Annotated in this window: 17 protein-coding genes, 2 tRNA genes and 1 pseudogene; 6 read left to right on the forward strand and 14 right to left on the reverse strand. The window is 43.1% G+C overall.

What is annotated here, in order from left to right:
• Positions 1 to 20 precede the first annotated feature (20 nt).
• The 5 genes from ABLA85_RS10130 (at position 21) to ABLA85_RS10150 (ending at position 5,733) form a co-directional block, all read left to right on the forward strand.
• Positions 21 to 938, forward strand: a complete 918-nt coding sequence (locus tag ABLA85_RS10130) for a DUF1266 domain-containing protein (protein WP_367963717.1) — start codon at positions 21 to 23, stop codon at positions 936 to 938.
• A gap of 549 nt (positions 939 to 1,487) precedes the next feature.
• The gene (locus tag ABLA85_RS10135) at positions 1,488 to 1,802 is read left to right on the forward strand and encodes a hypothetical protein (protein WP_367963719.1); all 315 of its coding nucleotides are present in this window, start codon (positions 1,488 to 1,490) and stop codon (positions 1,800 to 1,802) included.
• Between the two features lie 104 nt (positions 1,803 to 1,906).
• Positions 1,907 to 3,925, forward strand: coding sequence for an NAD-dependent DNA ligase LigA (gene ligA, locus ABLA85_RS10140; protein ID WP_367963721.1), 2,019 nt, complete (start codon positions 1,907 to 1,909; stop codon positions 3,923 to 3,925).
• 303 nt (positions 3,926 to 4,228) lie between these two features.
• Entirely contained in the window at positions 4,229 to 5,419 is a 1,191-nt protein-coding gene (locus ABLA85_RS10145) for a NupC/NupG family nucleoside CNT transporter (RefSeq protein ID WP_367963724.1), read from the forward strand.
• A gap of 95 nt (positions 5,420 to 5,514) precedes the next feature.
• Positions 5,515 to 5,733: a DUF3820 family protein gene (locus ABLA85_RS10150; RefSeq protein ID WP_367963726.1), complete on the forward strand. Its 219-nt coding sequence runs from the start codon at positions 5,515 to 5,517 to the stop codon at positions 5,731 to 5,733.
• A 347-nt stretch (positions 5,734 to 6,080) separates the two neighbouring features.
• On the opposite strand, the gene ABLA85_RS10155 is transcribed toward ABLA85_RS10150, so the two are convergent.
• The 12 genes and pseudogenes from ABLA85_RS10155 to ABLA85_RS10210 form a co-directional block, all read right to left on the reverse strand.
• A tRNA-Ala gene (locus ABLA85_RS10155) sits at positions 6,081 to 6,156 on the reverse strand.
• A gap of 25 nt (positions 6,157 to 6,181) precedes the next feature.
• Positions 6,182 to 6,257: transfer RNA gene (locus tag ABLA85_RS10160), tRNA-Ala, on the reverse strand.
• Positions 6,248 to 6,412: a hypothetical protein gene (locus tag ABLA85_RS10165; protein WP_367963728.1), complete on the reverse strand. Its 165-nt coding sequence runs from the start codon at positions 6,410 to 6,412 to the stop codon at positions 6,248 to 6,250. Before ABLA85_RS10165 ends, ABLA85_RS10160 begins: the two co-directional genes overlap by 10 nt.
• Before the next feature lie 77 nt (positions 6,413 to 6,489).
• Positions 6,490 to 6,998, reverse strand: a pseudogene (locus tag ABLA85_RS10170) (transposase DNA-binding-containing protein); the annotation flags it as partial.
• A 123-nt stretch (positions 6,999 to 7,121) separates the two neighbouring features.
• Positions 7,122 to 7,346, reverse strand: a complete 225-nt coding sequence (nqrM, locus tag ABLA85_RS10175; RefSeq protein ID WP_367963730.1) for a (Na+)-NQR maturation NqrM — start codon at positions 7,344 to 7,346, stop codon at positions 7,122 to 7,124.
• A gap of 12 nt (positions 7,347 to 7,358) precedes the next feature.
• Positions 7,359 to 8,432: an FAD:protein FMN transferase gene (locus tag ABLA85_RS10180; RefSeq protein ID WP_367963732.1), complete on the reverse strand. Its 1,074-nt coding sequence runs from the start codon at positions 8,430 to 8,432 to the stop codon at positions 7,359 to 7,361.
• A gap of 133 nt (positions 8,433 to 8,565) precedes the next feature.
• Positions 8,566 to 9,792: an NADH:ubiquinone reductase (Na(+)-transporting) subunit F gene (gene nqrF, locus ABLA85_RS10185; RefSeq protein ID WP_367963733.1), complete on the reverse strand. Its 1,227-nt coding sequence runs from the start codon at positions 9,790 to 9,792 to the stop codon at positions 8,566 to 8,568.
• A 15-nt stretch (positions 9,793 to 9,807) separates the two neighbouring features.
• Entirely contained in the window at positions 9,808 to 10,404 is a 597-nt protein-coding gene (nqrE, locus tag ABLA85_RS10190; RefSeq protein WP_038263259.1) for an NADH:ubiquinone reductase (Na(+)-transporting) subunit E, read from the reverse strand.
• Between the two features lie 8 nt (positions 10,405 to 10,412).
• Positions 10,413 to 11,042: an NADH:ubiquinone reductase (Na(+)-transporting) subunit D gene (locus tag ABLA85_RS10195; RefSeq protein ID WP_367963735.1), complete on the reverse strand. Its 630-nt coding sequence runs from the start codon at positions 11,040 to 11,042 to the stop codon at positions 10,413 to 10,415.
• Positions 11,035 to 11,829: a Na(+)-translocating NADH-quinone reductase subunit C gene (locus ABLA85_RS10200; protein WP_367963738.1), complete on the reverse strand. Its 795-nt coding sequence runs from the start codon at positions 11,827 to 11,829 to the stop codon at positions 11,035 to 11,037. The genes ABLA85_RS10195 and ABLA85_RS10200 overlap by 8 nt, the downstream gene beginning before the upstream one ends.
• Positions 11,822 to 13,060: an NADH:ubiquinone reductase (Na(+)-transporting) subunit B gene (locus ABLA85_RS10205; RefSeq protein WP_367963740.1), complete on the reverse strand. Its 1,239-nt coding sequence runs from the start codon at positions 13,058 to 13,060 to the stop codon at positions 11,822 to 11,824. Before ABLA85_RS10205 ends, ABLA85_RS10200 begins: the two co-directional genes overlap by 8 nt.
• 3 nt (positions 13,061 to 13,063) lie before the next feature.
• Positions 13,064 to 14,407, reverse strand: coding sequence for a Na(+)-translocating NADH-quinone reductase subunit A (locus ABLA85_RS10210; RefSeq protein WP_367963742.1), 1,344 nt, complete (start codon positions 14,405 to 14,407; stop codon positions 13,064 to 13,066).
• Between the two features lie 431 nt (positions 14,408 to 14,838).
• On the opposite strand from ABLA85_RS10210, the gene ABLA85_RS10215 reads away from it, so the two are divergent.
• Positions 14,839 to 15,579, forward strand: a complete 741-nt coding sequence (locus ABLA85_RS10215) for a L,D-transpeptidase family protein (RefSeq protein WP_367963743.1) — start codon at positions 14,839 to 14,841, stop codon at positions 15,577 to 15,579.
• Here the strand turns inward: ABLA85_RS10215 and ABLA85_RS10220 are convergent.
• Both ABLA85_RS10220 and lpcA read right to left on the reverse strand, forming a co-directional pair.
• Positions 15,550 to 16,317, reverse strand: coding sequence for a class II glutamine amidotransferase (locus ABLA85_RS10220; RefSeq protein WP_367963745.1), 768 nt, complete (start codon positions 16,315 to 16,317; stop codon positions 15,550 to 15,552). The two genes, ABLA85_RS10215 and ABLA85_RS10220, sit on opposite strands and share 30 nt — an antisense overlap.
• 34 nt (positions 16,318 to 16,351) lie before the next feature.
• On the reverse strand, positions 16,352 to 16,933 hold the full coding sequence (lpcA, locus tag ABLA85_RS10225; protein ID WP_367963747.1) for a D-sedoheptulose 7-phosphate isomerase: 582 nt from the start codon (positions 16,931 to 16,933) through the stop codon (positions 16,352 to 16,354).
• Positions 16,934 to 17,124: the final 191 nt, after the last annotated feature.

Below are 17,124 nucleotides of genomic sequence, written 5' to 3' on the forward strand. Positions count from 1 at the left end.
TCATATTAAATGGAGATTTTATGCAGTTGTTTTTGCGCGTAGGGGCTTTAATTCTTTTCCTTCTGGGTGTGAGCTATAGCATTTATGCCCGCTTTTCCCCTTATGTAACAGAAGAAAACAGAAAAGAAGAGATTGAGATCACCACGCAAAACACGCTCCCGTCGGTGTCCAGTGAAGACTGGGGGATCATTCTGGGGGCACCTTATGCGGTTTTTAATGAGCATGCCATTAATGACTATACTCCTGACATTGCCGAGGACAATGGTTTATCGTCAGCATGGGGGATCAAAAACAGACAGGATTTACTCCAGCAATTATTTTGGCTCATTGTAGACGGTCACTCCACCGATTATTACACCATGAGAGATAATGTCATTCACATAGCAAAACAGGATTTCGACACCTTAATAAGCCGCATTGAAAAGAGCCAATGGGATGAAACAGAAAAACAAGAGATCCTCTGGCGATATAAAATGATGTATCACAATACCAATAATATTCAGAATGTGGACTATCTGGCTTGGGATTATGTCCGTTTCAGTATGTTATGTTTAGAAGGTGCCCGGCTGAAATACATTACCGCAGAGGAAGCCAAAGCCTGGACGCGAATGTTAGCCCCGCGCCTGCGTAAAACGTATACGAGTTGGGCGGATTTGTGGAATCAGTTATTCATCACTCGTTGGTTCTGGTCGGCACAGGATACACAATGGACAAGTAGCCAGTCTGATTACCTTGCTATCGTCGATAATTTATTACAGGACAAGAACAGCCCGGCAAATACGATTAACTGGAATGCGCCACTGTCCACCACGGATACCACATCATTTGCCGAAGCGGTAGCCAGTTTGGAATTAGAAGATGAAAACGGTGTGGTTGCCGGGGTCAATGAACTGAATGAAATCATCCAATCGCACCTGAATATCACTGGTTCAAAATAAGGCAAAATATAAAATATCAGCAGGGGCAATGTGTTAGTTACCAAAGAATGCAGGATATAGAGAGGGTTTTATGTACAGTACACAGAGGATTTCAGCGTTTATTAATCAAGAAGTAATACGAGGAAGAAACTGGCTACGATATCACGCTTCTGATTCTAACGATTTGTATTTTTCGCCAAATCCTGGGTGTACCAACCCAGCCAACGCATGGCCCCATTTACACCTGTCTTATACTTATCAGGATACGTTACTCTATTTAGGCGGGAAGACGAGCGACTTACGCAGAATTGACTTATATAAGGATAGCAACTGGAACATGCATGCGATTACACAATTTTCTCCCCCCATACAACGGGCAATAATAAGTGTTCAGACATTTTGGACGCCGCCACCAAGATAAAATCTTATGAACAGTAGATGTCTTATCTGACTGAGTCAGAAATTACTGCATTACTAAATGTTGTTGCTGATGATGCTTGGCGTTTAATCGTTCTATGTCTAAACACTGGCGCAAAATGGGGAGAGGCTACTAGGCTATAGGCTGAAAACATGTTGCATAATCGCGTTACGTTTACTGAGACAAAAGGTGGTAAACATAGAACCGTTCCTATTTCCGATGAGGTAATGGTGACAGTTAAGACTAAGCAGGCAGGTCTCTTGTTTGATGTTAGTTATCAATCTTACAGAAAAATATTGAAAGAGATAAAACCAGATCTGCCTAATGGTCAAACGGTGCATGTTCTGCGACATACTTTTGCTGCGTATTTTGATCCAGATTATCTATTGGACGCTATTAAATTTAATTCACTAAAGGGGTGTATCTATATTCCATCCACACTATCGGGAGAAAATGGGCATCCATAGCACCCCGATAGATTATAACCTATTGAAATACAACGGCAGCCCTTGTATAAAGGGCTGTCTTATCCCCGCCTGGTCGGGGGTTTTTTCATCTCTGGTGAGAAGTCATGAAAAATATTATTCGAAAAATCAACGAACTAAGAACAGCATTGCGTCATCATGAGTATTTGTATCATGTTATGGATGCGCCAGAGATCCCTGATGTGGAATATGATCGCTTGATGCGTGAGTTAAAATCATTGGAAGAACAGCATCCAGAGTTGGTTACAGCAGATTCTCCTACCCAACGGGTCGGGGCTGCGCCATTAACCGCATTTGAGCAAGTTCGTCACGAAATTCCGATGTTATCTCTGGATAATGTATTCGACGAAGAAAGTTATCTGGCGTTTGATAAACGTGTTCGTGATCGTCTGAAAAATAATCGGGAATTGGTATTCTGTTGTGAACTTAAACTCGATGGTCTGGCTGTCAGCCTGTTGTATGAAAATGGCGAATTAGTGCAGGCTGCGACTCGTGGAGATGGTACGACAGGAGAAAATATTACTGCCAACATTCGTACAATTTGCGCGATTCCTCTGCGTTTGAAAGGGGACAACATTCCTGCTCGTGTTGAGATTCGTGGTGAAGTCTTTATGAAACAAGTCGGTTTTGAAAAACTCAATGAAGAAGCGCGCCGTACAGGTAATAAAGTGTTTGCTAACCCTCGTAATGCAGCCGCAGGATCACTACGTCAGCTCGATCCCCGTATTACAGCCAAGCGTCCACTGACTTTTTATTGTCATGGCATTGGTGTGATTGAAGGTGGAGAGTTGACAGCAAGCCACTACGAGCGGCTGATGCAATTCAAACAATGGGGATTGCCAGTTAGCGACAAAGTGAAATTATGTCAGGGAACCCAACAAGTATTAGATTTTTACCACGAGGTAGAGCAACAGCGCCCGATTCTGGGTTTCGACATTGATGGTGTTGTCATTAAAGTCGACTCCCTTGAGTTACAGAAAACATTGGGGTTTGTGGCCAGAGCTCCGCGTTGGGCAACCGCATTTAAGTTTCCTGCACAAGAACAGATAACTGTCGTACGTGATGTCGAATTTCAGGTAGGGCGTACAGGTGCGATTACACCAGTTGCACGTCTGGAGCCAGTACAGGTTGCCGGTGTAACGGTCAGTAACGCTACATTACACAATGCGGATGAAATTGAACGTCTGGGGCTGCGTATAGGAGATACTGTCATTATTCGCCGGGCAGGTGATGTGATTCCGCAAGTTGTTGGTGTGGTAAGGGAGCAAAGACCAACAGAAAGCCAGAAAATAGTTTTCCCACAGCATTGTCCTGTTTGTGGTTCTGATATCGAACGTATTGAAGGTGAGGCTGTAGCGCGTTGCACAGGTGGTTTATTTTGTGGAGCACAACGTAAAGAAGCGCTGAGACACTTTGTTTCCCGTCGTGCGATGGATGTGGATGGGATGGGAGAGAAAATTATTGAACAATTGGTTGATAAGGAATATGTCAAAACACCCGCCGATCTTTTCCGTTTAACCGCAGGGCAATTAACCGGCCTTGAGCGAATGGGGCCAAAATCTGCTCAAAATGTGGTTAATGCTCTGGAAAAATCGAAGAAAACCACATTTGCCCGTTTCATCTATTCTTTAGGAATACGTGAAGTTGGAGAAGCCACCGCGGCTAATTTAGTTGCCCATTTTGGCACATTGGAAAAATTGCGTGCAGCGGATACGGAAGCATTAATTGCTGTACAAGATGTAGGTGGTGTGGTTGCCAGCCATGTAGTTAATTTCTTTAACGAACCACATAACCAGGCAGTAATTGACGATCTCGTCAATAATATTGGTATTTGTTGGGAAACAGCAGAAGTATCACAACCAGAAGAAATCAATAGCCCATTTGCGGGTAAGACCGTAGTTTTGACTGGCTCATTAAGCCGTTTATCCCGCGATGAGGCAAAAGATAAATTAGTTGCGTTGGGTGCAAAAGTCACAGGCAGTGTTTCCAAGAAAACAGATTTGGTGATTGCGGGTGAGGCAGCAGGATCTAAATTAGTCAAAGCGACAGAATTAGGTATAACTGTGATTGACGAAGAAGAAATGCTTCGTCTTTTAGATGAATAATAATAAACATACCTTTCATCTTTGTTGGCTGCGCTACTCTACTCTTTTTTACAACTACTTTTTTACAACTACACCCCCCGGTCACATTGGGGGTTTTTGATCATAAACCTTAATAGTGCCTTTTAAATAAGATATTTTTGCATATTTAGCAGCCACTTTCCGGCTTAAAGTGTGATCAAGTTTGCTAAATAGGATTTTGTTGCCGTTCTATAGTTAATTAATGTGATAGTTATCACTATTTATTATCGTATGTTGCAAAAATGCGATTTTAAATTTGCATCTCGTCATGTTTGGAGTTCTTTTATGTCTCATATTTTTCATTTTGTTCTCGCTTTAGCGGTCATTGGTGGCTTGGCGATTTTTGCGAGTAATAACCGGAAAGATATTCGTATTCGGTATATTATTCAGTTGCTTGCTATTGAACTTGTTCTGGCGTGGTTTTTTCTTAATTCTAATGCTGGATTAGGGATCGTTGAAGGGTTTGACAGCTTGTTTATCCACCTGTTGTCTTATGCTGCGAAAGGTACTAGTTTTATTTTTAGTGGTATGATTGAAGCAAATCTGGCATTTTTCTTCCTGAACGTACTTTGTCCTATCATCTTTATCTCTGCTTTGATCGGTATCCTGCAACATATAAAAATTCTGCCAATTATCATTCGTGCAATTGGCACTGTGTTGTCCAAAGTTAATGGTATGGGAAAACTGGAATCGTTCAATGCGGTTAGCTCATTGATTCTGGGGCAATCAGAGAATTTTATCGCTTATAAAGATGTATTGAACAAAATGTCTGAACGTCGGATGTACACAATGGCGGCAACAGCGATGTCCACGGTATCCATGTCTATCGTGGGTGCTTACATGACAATGCTGAATGCAAAATATGTGGTAGCGGCCTTGATACTTAACATGTTCAGTACCTTTATCGTTTTGTCTCTTATCAACCCTTACTCTGTTGAAAGTGAAGGGGATATCCATATGAGCAATCTGCATGAAGGGCAAAGTTTCTTTGAAATGCTAGGCGAGTATATTCTGGCTGGTTTTAAAGTCGCTTTGATTGTAGCAGCCATGTTGATCGGCTTTATTGCCTTGATTGCGGGTATCAACGCCGTTTTTGATATGGTATTTGGTATTTCTTTTCAGGAATGTCTGGGATATGTTTTCTATCCATTTGCCTGGATCATTGGTATCCCCAGTGATGAAGCATTGAAAGTAGGTAGTATCATGGCGACTAAACTGGTTTCTAATGAATTTGTTGCAATGCAGAGTTTACAGGAAATTGCAGGACAATTGAGTGAGCGTTCAAAAGGTATCTTATCCGTATTTCTGGTCTCCTTTGCCAACTTCTCATCCATAGGAATTGTAGCGGGTGCTATTAAAGGCTTGAATGAAAAACAGGGGAATACCGTCGCACGTTTTGGGCTGAAGCTGCTGTTTGGTTCAACATTGGTCAGTTTCCTGTCGGCTGCAATTACCGGACTGGTAATGAGTATTTAATTTTCTCAGCAATTTGACTTTTAGAAAAAATGGTATCTAGGCAGATGCCATTTTATCTTTATACAAAAACCAAAATGAATTAAGAGATCGATATAATGAATAAAGAAAATTTGCTGGAGATTGCCAACACTGTCATGCCATTTGGTAAATATAAAGGACGGATGTTAATTGATCTTCCTGAAGAATATTTACTTTGGTTTGCCCGTAAGGAGGGATTTCCACAAGGAAAATTGGGGATATTAATGGAAATGACCCTTGCAGTTAAAATTGAAGGATTGGATTCATTGGTAAAGCCATTGAAAAAAAACGGCTAGCCATAATTGTGGTCAAGCGGAGTTATTGGTGATGAAATATCAATCAGTGCACCACTTTTATCTTTAATTAAAAGACGACGCTGACCATAGGGCAAATCACGTGGTGGTTCCAGTATATAAGTTATCAAATATAGGCGAAGCTATTATATTCTTAATTAAAGATGAAAATAATAAAACAATTCAACTTAAGCCAACTCATTTTGTGGATTATTCGAATGGAACTTTCAGTTTGAAAATAAAAAGTATTACGATGATTTGATGCTTTAAGAGATAGGTTGTTTTCACTATGTTATATTCAGCCATAAGAAAAATCCCTGAAAACTTGCGCTTTCAGGGATCCAGAATCTTGGTGGAGCTAAGCGGGATCGAACCGCTGACCTCTTGCATGCCATGCAAGCGCTCTCCCGGCTGAGCTATAGCCCCACAATTGTGGTTCAGGATAAGTATTTGGTGGAGCTAAGCGGGATCGAACCGCTGACCTCTTGCATGCCATGCAAGCGCTCTCCCAGCTGAGCTATAGCCCCAAATCAAAATCCTGTGGAACGGTGCGCATCATATGAAACCCGAAGAACTCTGTCAACGGATTCATTAATATTTCCGGTGTAAACGCTGAAAAAGCCATCAATGTCAGGTTGGTAGAAAAAAGTATCCCCCCGGCATAGTCCAGCCTCTTGATCATATTTCATAGATCAAGAGACTGGGACAGTAAATAACCTTCAAGGAGGGTTTGTAACATGAACTATCCCTCCCACAGTGTTTAATCTGAACTTTTCTTTTATCTGCCGGCTGCAAGGATTCATTGAACTGATAAAGCTTATCTGAGCTTCAATACAACGGCTTTGCATTGAACGAACAATAAAACGCTGTTGATGCGTGATCTTATAGGTCAGATAGTCAATGATATCTGCTTCGCGATCACACACCGAAATGACTTTACTCATCTTACTGCCAAAACGGGTTTCTGCTGCTTGAGAGGCACATTCCCACTTATAACTTTCCTTGTCTTTATATGGCCGGGAAGCCCGTTGTGCTTTCTTACCATAATGACTCAGCGCTCTCCCGGCTTCGGCAATGGCTTGGTTACGCGTAAATCGATAAGCTGCTTCAATATCCGCTGGTGTTTTGAGTGATTGCACAATGGATTGCCCGATATGGTTGGCTAAAGAGGTGGTGAATTTGATAAGACGCTGGGTTTGTCGGCTGTCGCCCAAATTTGCGCGAGCAAAAGTCTCATAAGCCCATTGTTCTGCGTGAGTTTGGAACATGTTACCGTACCTCAATGGCAGGGGGGGCTATATACAAAAAACCCGCTGCTTTGTCTCACAGCGGGCTATCCTTCAAACGCTATTTTTTAACTGGTGGCTGATTTTTTCACAAGAAGAATATCATCAAAAAATGCGGTTTTTCTCCAGTTGAGCACGGCGGGCAGCTTCCCTTGCCATACGTTTTTTACGTGCATCACAAGGTTCAGGACAATCACAGACTTTTTCAACTCCTATGCTTCCCAAGCCTCCACAACTTCCCTGAATACTTTTGCGCTTAAAGATATAGCCTAATGCCATCCCCACAAAAGCCAACAGGAAAAAGATAAAGGCTGCGATAAAAACTTCCATAACCTTTCCCTCTTATTTTTTCTGTTGTAACTCGTTGTTTTTACCTTGTAACCTGTTGTTTTTGCCCTGTAAATAGTGCTTAAAAGCCGGGCTATAACGTTCTTCAAAACCATCTTTAGTTTTGACTATCATAAAGACCGGAATGTTCAGTTTTTCAGCTAATTCCATTCCCTTAACCGGCCCTAACACATCTATACCCGTAGAAAAACCATCTGCGCTCATACAGGTCGGTGCAATAACGGTAATCGAAACCAGATTATGTCTGATGGGGTTACCTGTTTTAGGATCAATGGTGTGAGAATAACGCACGCCATTCTGTTCAAAATAGTTGCGATAATCACCCGATGTTGCAACAGCCATCTCACCGGGTTCAAGAATTTCCTGAGCACTTTGCGTCATTCCACTATCGGATGGCTTTTCAATCGCAATTCGCCACGGAGTACCCTTACCGTTGTTACCTGACGTGCGAACTTCACCACCAATATCAACCATGTAATTCCTGATATTTTGGGAAGTCAGATATTCCGCGACCACATCAACGCCGTAGCCTTTAGCAATGGAGGAAAGATCAACATATAATTCGGGAATGGATTTAATCAGGTTATTGCCTTCAACAGATAATTTATCGATCCCAATCCACGCACGGCGTGTTACCAATTCTTCATCTGTTGGCGCCTTAGTCACGCGCCCTTCCGGTCCGAATCCCCACAAATTCACTAATGGCCCAACGGTCACATCTAAAGCACCATCCGTCAATTGATTAATACGGATAGCTTCCTTAACCACTTTCGCTGTAGCTGCGGATACCGGAAAAGGTTTATTCACTTCACGACTTTGATTAAAACGACTCAATTCAGAATTTGGCCGGTAAGTGGACATTTGATCGTTTACTTCTTCCAATAAACGATCAATCTCTTTTTGCAGTTTTTCCGGGGAAGATACTGACGAATCAGCGACATACTTGATGGAGTAATAAGTCCCCATCGTTTGCCCACTCAGGTTCTGTTGTTCTGGACCACCACATGCTGATAACAGCACAGCCATCAACATCAATACACCCCAGTTGATAATTTTTTTACTCAACATAACTTACTCTTTCTGAATCGTCAGCGCCCACTAAATGTGGGCGCTTATCGTTAAATCAAAGTGTTATATACCCGTCGCTTTCCAATCCAATCTTGAAATCCATAGGGTATAGATCATGATCTGATTCAGATCATCAGCCACCGAAATCATCCAGCATAATGTTTTCATCTTCTACGCCAAGATCTTTCAGCATCTTAATGACCGCAGCGTTCATGACCGGAGGCCCACACATGTAGAATTCACAATCTTCTGGCGCCGGATGGTCTTTCAAATAGTTTTCATACAACACATTGTGAATAAAACCTGTATAACCATCCCAGTTATCTTCCGGTAAGGCATCAGACAGCGCAACATGCCAGGTGAAGTTTTCATTTTCTGCCGCTAGCTGGTCGAAATCTTCGGTATAGAACATTTCACGCTTGGAGCGGGCACCATACCAGAAAGAGATCTTACGCTTGGAATTCAAACGATTGAGCTGATCAAAAATGTGAGAACGCATTGGTGCCATACCTGCACCACCACCGATGAATATCATTTCAGCATCGGTATCCTTCGCGAAGAATTCACCAAATGGGCCGGAAATCGTCACTTTATCACCGGCTTTTAATGACCAGATGTAAGAAGACATGATACCTGGTGTGACATCAGGGTTTCTTGGCGGAGGTGTGGCAATACGCACGTTCAGCATAATGATGCCATGCTCTTCCGGGTAGTTCGCCATTGAGTATGCACGAATTGTCGGCTCATTGACTTCAGAAACATAGCGGAACAAATTAAATTTATCCCAATCTTCGCGGTATTCCTGCGGTACATCAAAATCAGCATAACGGGCAATATGTGGAGGACATTCAATCTGAATGTAACCACCGGCACGAAATGGTACAACTTCCCCCTCCGGAATTTTTAATTTTAATTCCTTGATGAAAGTCGCTTTGTTATCGTTGGAAATAACTTCACATTCCCATTTCTTAATGCCGAAGATCTCTTCCGGCAACTCAATTTTCAGGTCTTGCTTAACATTAACCTGACATGCCAGACGGCAGCCTTCTTTTGCTTCACGCTTGTTAATGTGAGACAGCTCAGTAGGCAGGATGTCACCACCACCTTCTTTGATCTTCACACGGCACTGACCACAAGAGCCACCACCACCACAAGCTGAAGAAACGAAAATGCCCTGATTGGCAAGCATACCCAACAACTTGTCACCAGCGGGAGCTGTAAAACTTTTCTCCTCATCGCCGTTGACTTCAACTTTAATATCCCCGGTGTTCACTAACTTCGATTTTGCGAACAAAATCATTGCCGTCAGCGCCAACACAATCAGGGTAAACATTACTACGCCTAGAATGATTATATCCATGAATTCTTCTCTCCTTTAGAGCTGCACGCCGGAGAAGGACATAAAGCCCAATGCCATCAATCCGGTGGTAATAAAGGTGATACCCAGTCCTTTCAAACCTGCCGGAACATCCGCATATTTCATTTTTTCACGAATAGCAGCCATCAGAACAATTGCCAGCATCCAGCCCATACCGGAACCGAAACCATATACAATGGATTCACCAAAGTTATAGTCACGCTGTGCCATGAAAGAAACACCACCGAAAATCGCACAGTTCACTGTAATCAACGGCAGGAAAATCCCCAGCGCGTTGTAAAGTGCGGGAACGTAACGATCAAGGATCATTTCCAGAATCTGCACCAGTGCAGCGATCACACCAATAAAGGTAATGAAGTTCAGGAAACTCAGATCAACCCCATCAATCAAGGCTCCGTCACGGAGTACCAAATTGTAAACAAGGTTATTGGCTGGAACAGAAATTCCCAAAACAACCGTTACGGCAACGCCCAGACCAAAAGCAGTTTTGACATTTTTAGACACCGCCAGAAAAGTACACATACCGAGAAAGAAGGATAACGCCATATTCTCGATAAAGACGGCACGGACAAATAAACTGATATAATGTTCCATGTTGTCTGTTACTCCTTATCAACCTGCTCAGGTTTCAGAGTCCGCAGACCCCAAATCAACATACCAATGATGAAGAATGCACTTGGTGCCAACAGAAACAGGCCATTAGGCTGATACCAACCCCCATTTTTGATGGATTCCATCACAGTAATACCCAACAGTTTTCCTGAGCCAAACAGCTCGCGCAAAAAACCTACCAATAACAGAATGACACCATAGCCTAAACCGTTACCGATACCATCCATGAAACTCTCTACTGGCGGAGATTTCATGGCATAGGCTTCTGCACGCCCCATTACGATACAGTTAGTGATGATAAGGCCAACAAACACAGATAACTGTTTCGAGATTTCATAGGCATATGCCCGTAAAATCTGATCTACCACAATAACCAACGATGCAATAATCGCCATCTGTACAATGATTCGCACACTGCCCGGAATGTAATTGCGAATCAACGAAATGAAAAAGTTCGAAAATGCTGTTACCAGTGTTACAGCAAGCGTCATCACCAATGCAGTTTCCAGTTTGGTGGTTACAGCCAATGCTGAACACACCCCCAAAACCTGTAATGCAATTGGGTTATTATCAAACAGCGGCCCAAAAAGGACGCGTTTTATCTCTTTACTATCAGCCATCTTTCAAGGCTCCCTCACGTACTTTTTTCAGGAACGGGCCAAAACCATTATCACCCAACCAGAAATCAAACATATGCTGAACACCGTTGGACGTCAGAGTCGCGCCAGACAAACCATCTACACCATAAGGATTATCACCCGCGCCACCACGAACAATTCTGAGCGCCGGAGCACCTTCCGGGTTATAAAGTTTTTTGCCAACCCATTGCTTACGCCATTGTGGGTTGTCAACTTCACCACCCAATCCCGGTGTTTCGCCGTGAGAGTAGTAAGTAATACCGCGAGATGTTACGCCATCCACATCAATGGAAATAAAGGCATACATCATTGACCACAGACCTGAACCATATATCGGCAATACCAACTCAGTCGTTTTGCCATCTCCATCTTTAACCAGATAGATTTCTGCCTTATCAGCACGGCGACGAATTTTCGCCAGATCCTGTTCTGGAGATAAAGCTATGCTGGTTTCATCACTACGCAGGGCATTATTCAGATCAAAATTACCATCACTTTTTTCGAGCGTTGCTGTCTTCAAATCAAGCAATCTTGGCTGGATACGGCTATTATAAGTGGCTTTGATTTCTGCTGTTGTCATGTTTGGTTTTAGCAAACCAGCAACATCCAGAATATTACGCTGTTTATCCAACAGTTTTTGTTCTTGTTGCTGTGCTTTCAAACCTACGGCTGAACCCGCAACGACAATCGAACATACAAGGCACAGCACAAAAACAACAAGAAACGTTCTGCCGATGCTGTCATTATTTTTTGGTTTATCATTAGCCACGGGCTTTTCTCCGCTTAATATTGGCCTGTACGACCAGATAATCGAACAGTGGCGCGAACAGGTTAGCGAACAGAATCGCCAACATCATCCCTTCTGGGTAAGCAGGGTTTACAACACGGATCAGGATACACATCACCCCAATCAGGATACCGTATGCCCATTTTCCTTTATCCGTAAATGCAGCAGAGACTGGATCTGTCGCCATAAAGATCATACCGAAAGCAAAACCGCCCAGAACCATGTGCCAATACCATGGCATGGCGAACATTGGGTTCGTATCTGAACCAATCGCATTAAACAGGTAGGACATTGCAATCATACCGATCATGACACCTGCAACAATGCGCCATGAAGCAATGCGGGCAAACAGAATAATGGCGCCACCGATGAAAATCATCAGGGTAGAAACTTCACCCATTGAGCCGGGAATATTACCAAGGAAAGCGTCCATCCATGTTACCGGCTGGCCTGTGATGGTATTCATCAGAGCATGCTGGCCCGCATTCGCCCATTGAGACAGTGGGGTTGCCCCGGAAAAACCGTCAGCCGCAGTCCAGACCAAATCACCTGAAATTTGGGCAGGATAAGCAAAAAACAAGAAAGCACGCCCCGCCAGAGCCGGGTTAAGAAAGTTACGACCTGTACCACCAAAGATTTCTTTTGCAACTACGACACCAAAAGTAATCCCCAGTGCCGCCTGCCACAATGGCAACGTTGGCGGAACAATCAGTGCAAACAGAATAGAGCTGACAAAGAAGCCTTCATTAATTTCATGTTTGCGGATAATGGCAAATAAGATTTCCCAAAAGCCACCAACCACAAAAACGACAGCATAAATTGGCAGAAAATAGGTTGCTCCCAGTAAAATTTTGCTGCCCCACCCTGCATCAGGTATCAGTGATGCACCAAGATACTGGGCCAATATATAATGCCAGTCAGAAGCCAGAACCTGCTGTAACGCCTCTCCACTGTATAGATGGGTTAATGCCGGTATCGCCTGATTCCCTACATTATACATTCCCCAGAACATGGCCGGAAAAACAGACATCCATACCAGAATCATCATACGCTTGAGATCGATGGCATCGCGGATGTGGGCGGTTCCCTTTGTCACTGTTCCCGGAGTGTAAAAAACGGTGCTTACTGCCTCATAGAGAGGATAATACTTTTCCAGTTTGCCGCCGGCCTCAAAGTGGTGTTCTACTTTCTCAAATAAATTTTTCAGGCCCATGAATTACCCTTCCTGCTCAATCTTAGTCAGCACTTCACGCAGTACCGGACCATACTCATATTTACCTGGGCAAACATAAGTACACAGTGCCAAATCTTCTTCATCCAACTCCAGACAACCCAATGCCTGAGCGCTGTCAGTGTCTCCCGCCAGCAAGTCACGAAGCAGATGAGTAGCCATAATGTCCAACGGCATCACCCGCTCATAGTTGCCAATTGGCACCATAGAACGCTCTCCGCCATTTGTGGTGGTTGAAAAAGCAAAACGTTTCTTTTTCAGGAAGTGACCGATAGTAGTACGGGTAATGGAGAATTTATTAACTCCCGGTGCAATCCAGCCAAACAGTTCTTTTTCACGCCCTTCAGCCAGAACAGAGACCAAAGTGTGGAAACGTCCCAGATAATGATGTACTTCATCTGATTTCATACCACACAATACAGAACCGGAAATGATGCGATTCTCACCTTCTTTTAGCTGACCTTGCGTCAACTCCAGCAAATCAGCGCCCAGACGGGAACGAACTAGACGGGGTGATTTAACCTGTGGCCCTGCCAGAGAGATTACGCGATCAGTATACAGCTCACCGGTTGTGAATAACTTACCGATAGCGATAACATCCTGATACCCCAAATGCCATACTGTTTTTTGGGCACTGACTGGTTCAATGAAATGAATATGTGTTCCAACCAGCCCTGCCGGATGTGGACCGACAAATTGGTTGTAAGTAATTTGAGAATTGTTCCCTGCATTTGGAATATTTCCAGCGCCGTGGCAAACGTGGATTTTTCCTTCTGTCAGTTTTGACAGAATATTCAGACCATCAACAAAGGCCTCTTCCTGCGTCGCAATAACGACAGATGGATCAGCAGCCAGTGGCTGTGTATCTATCGCCGTGACAAAGATTGCCTTTGGTGTGGAACCGGGGGCAGGTGAACGACTGAAAGGACGTGTACGCAATGCTGTCCACAGCCCTGATGCGAGCAGGTTTTTTTCTACCTGTTCACGAGTCAGACCAGTAAGTTCTGCACGATCATAACAATCAAATGTGATTTGCTCATCACCACTCACTTCAATCACGACAGATTGCAGTACACGACGCTCTCCGCGTCCAATGGTAACAACTTTCCCACTTGCGGGACTGGTAAAAACGACCCCTGGATTCTTTTTATCTTCAAAAAGAATTTGCCCTTTTTTAACATGCTCACCTTCCTTAACCAGCATAGAAGGACGCATTCCAACATATTCTTCGCCCAATAAGGCGACATGGCGAATCGTCGGACCATCTTCTATAACTTGGGCAGGCGCTCCTGCTATCGGGAGGTCGAGTCCTTTTTTAATTTTAATCATAAGATTTGCACAAGTTTATCAGTTAAATCATATGCTACAGATCATCCTGCGGAATTTCCCTGGGATAATGCAGCGACTTCAGTAATAAAAAAACACGTTGAGCGGCATATGTCTCAAATTATTCATGCCGATAATCGTTACAATATTTTCTTAAGTTTCGCCGGCAACAATTCTAACATTTCCCCCAAACGCTGTCTGACTAATCGAGTGATTTAGCTCAAGCAAATAAAAATAATTTCTCTACTGAACCGTTAACTACTCGATAAAGCCGAGCCTAAGCCTCATTTTTCCCGACAAAGGAGTGCTTTTTGCGCAATCGATTATTTTATGGGGACCCAATATTGCGGTTATATTTACTCAGCATATTGCCACGACCTGATAACCTTAGACTCAGTATTTCATTAATTTATTAACTTTTAGGTAGCGATGTTATGAAAGAAAAATTTATTTATTTCTCACTCATCTTACTTCTTACCAATATGCCAATTTTTACTCTGGCTAAAGACGCATTACCAAGGAATAATTCATTAAGTGAACACACACCATTAAGACAACTCGGCGCTGAGATCTTCATTCAAATATTCAAAGAAGAAAAAGTTCTTGAACTCTATACCAAAAACAGCACCGGACATTATCAATTAACCCAACGATACCCTGTTTGTAATTACTCCGGTGGTCTTGGCCCCAAGATATTGACCGGTGATTTCAAAAGCCCGGAAGGTTTTTACCACGTCAATCTTAAACAGTTAAAGCCGGATAGCAGCTATTATCGGGCCATTAATTTGGGCTTTCCTAACGAATTTGATAAATACCGAGGTTATTCTGGTAAGAATTTAATGATCCATGGTGAATGTAAATCCATTGGCTGCTACGCCATGACTAATCGTTATATGGATGAGATATATCGATATGCGGAAAGTGCACTCCATCATGGGCAACGTGAAATTAAGATTAATATTTACCCTTTCAGGATGACGCCATCAAATATGAGACGCCATCACAATAACGTTAATTACTCATTTTGGGAACAGTTACAGCCTGCCTATGAATATTTTGTCAAAAGCGGCATACCCGCTACTGTCAATGTCATCAGAGGGCGCTATATTGTTAGCGTAACACCTCCACCTGTTCGGAAAAATCAATCAGAATATGCGTTCACCAAGGTGAAATAAAGCATAGCTCCCCGGCTCAATTTTATTCCAGGTTTCGTTATGCGTTAAAGGCTGAGTTGCGATCACTGATACCACATCATCAGGGTGGGTATGTTGCTGAAAATCAATTTCAATATCCTGATCGAGCAATGTCGCCTTACCGAAAGGTGACCGACGGGTAATCCAATGCAATTGTGTCGAACAATAGGCCATCATAAATTTCCCGTCAGATAACAGCATATTGAACACCCCTTTTTCCCTGAGTTCATCAGCCAATGAGGCAATAAAACGAAACACTGCAGACCAGTTAGCAGGCCGCTTAGGGTATCTGATTGATAATTCGTGCAATATCCAACAAAACGCCCGCTCACTGTCAGTTTCACCAACCGGACGATAATTTCCCGTTTTCAGATGACGGTATCCTTTCAATTGACCATTATGAGCGTAAGTCCAGTACCTGCCCCACAATTCACGTGTAAATGGATGGGTATTGACCAGAGATACATTGCCGCGGTTGGCCTGACGAATATGGGCAATAATGGCTTCTGATTTGATCGGATAACCCTGAACAAAGCGGGCAACAGGTGAATGATAACAAGGTTGATGATCTTTGAAAGTCCGGTAACCCAACCCTTCATAGAAAGTGATCCCCCAACCGTCCCTATGAGGACCAGTATTCCCGCCACGTTGGATCAGGCCACTCAAACTGAAAACGATATCCGTTGGTACATTGGCATTCATGCCAAGTAATTCACACATTGCCTACCTCTAACCTGCACCTGACAATCTATAATCAGACTTTTACCATTTCTTTTTCAATCAACTGAATCAAAATATGGATCACTTTAATATGAATTTCCTGAATACGATCTGCATAACCAAAATGTGGCACACGAATTTCAACATCTGCGGTTCCTGCCATTTTGCCGCCATCTTTGCCAGTCAGCGTAATGACTTTCATCCCTTTTGTGCGGGCAGCTTCAATTGCTTTAATAATATTACCGGAATTGCCCGAAGTCGAAATTCCCAGCAAAACATCACCCTTCTGACCAACAGCTTCAATATAACGGGAAAACACATAATCATAGCCAAAATCATTGCTAACACAGGATAAATGGCTAGGATCAGAAATAGCGATACCAGGATATCCCGGACGATTTTCGCGATAACGACCTGTCAACTCTTCCGCAAAATGCATAGCATCACAATGTGAACCTCCATTACCACACGAAAGCACTTTTCCTCCCGCCTTAAATGAATCAGCCAACAAAACGGCCGCTTTTTGAATGGCTTCAATATTTGTATTATCGTTGAGGAAATTAGCCAGCGTCTCTGCGGCTTCGGATAACTCATTGCGGATCAGATCTTGATACATGGGACTCATTCTCCTGAAAGGAAAGGACTTCGGGATTAATAATAACAATTACCCAGTGTAACGGATTCCACCCCCTGAAAGAAGATACCATCACATCTCTAAGAAATGCCTCCACCAAAAACTTCAATGACTTTGTGAGCCAGATTGTAATTAAGATGTAAAGATATTGATAATTGTCTCTTCCTCATCTA

The sequence above is a fragment of the Xenorhabdus sp. SGI246 genome, from assembly GCF_040838225.1.
Classification (GTDB): domain Bacteria; phylum Pseudomonadota; class Gammaproteobacteria; order Enterobacterales; family Enterobacteriaceae; genus Xenorhabdus; species Xenorhabdus indica.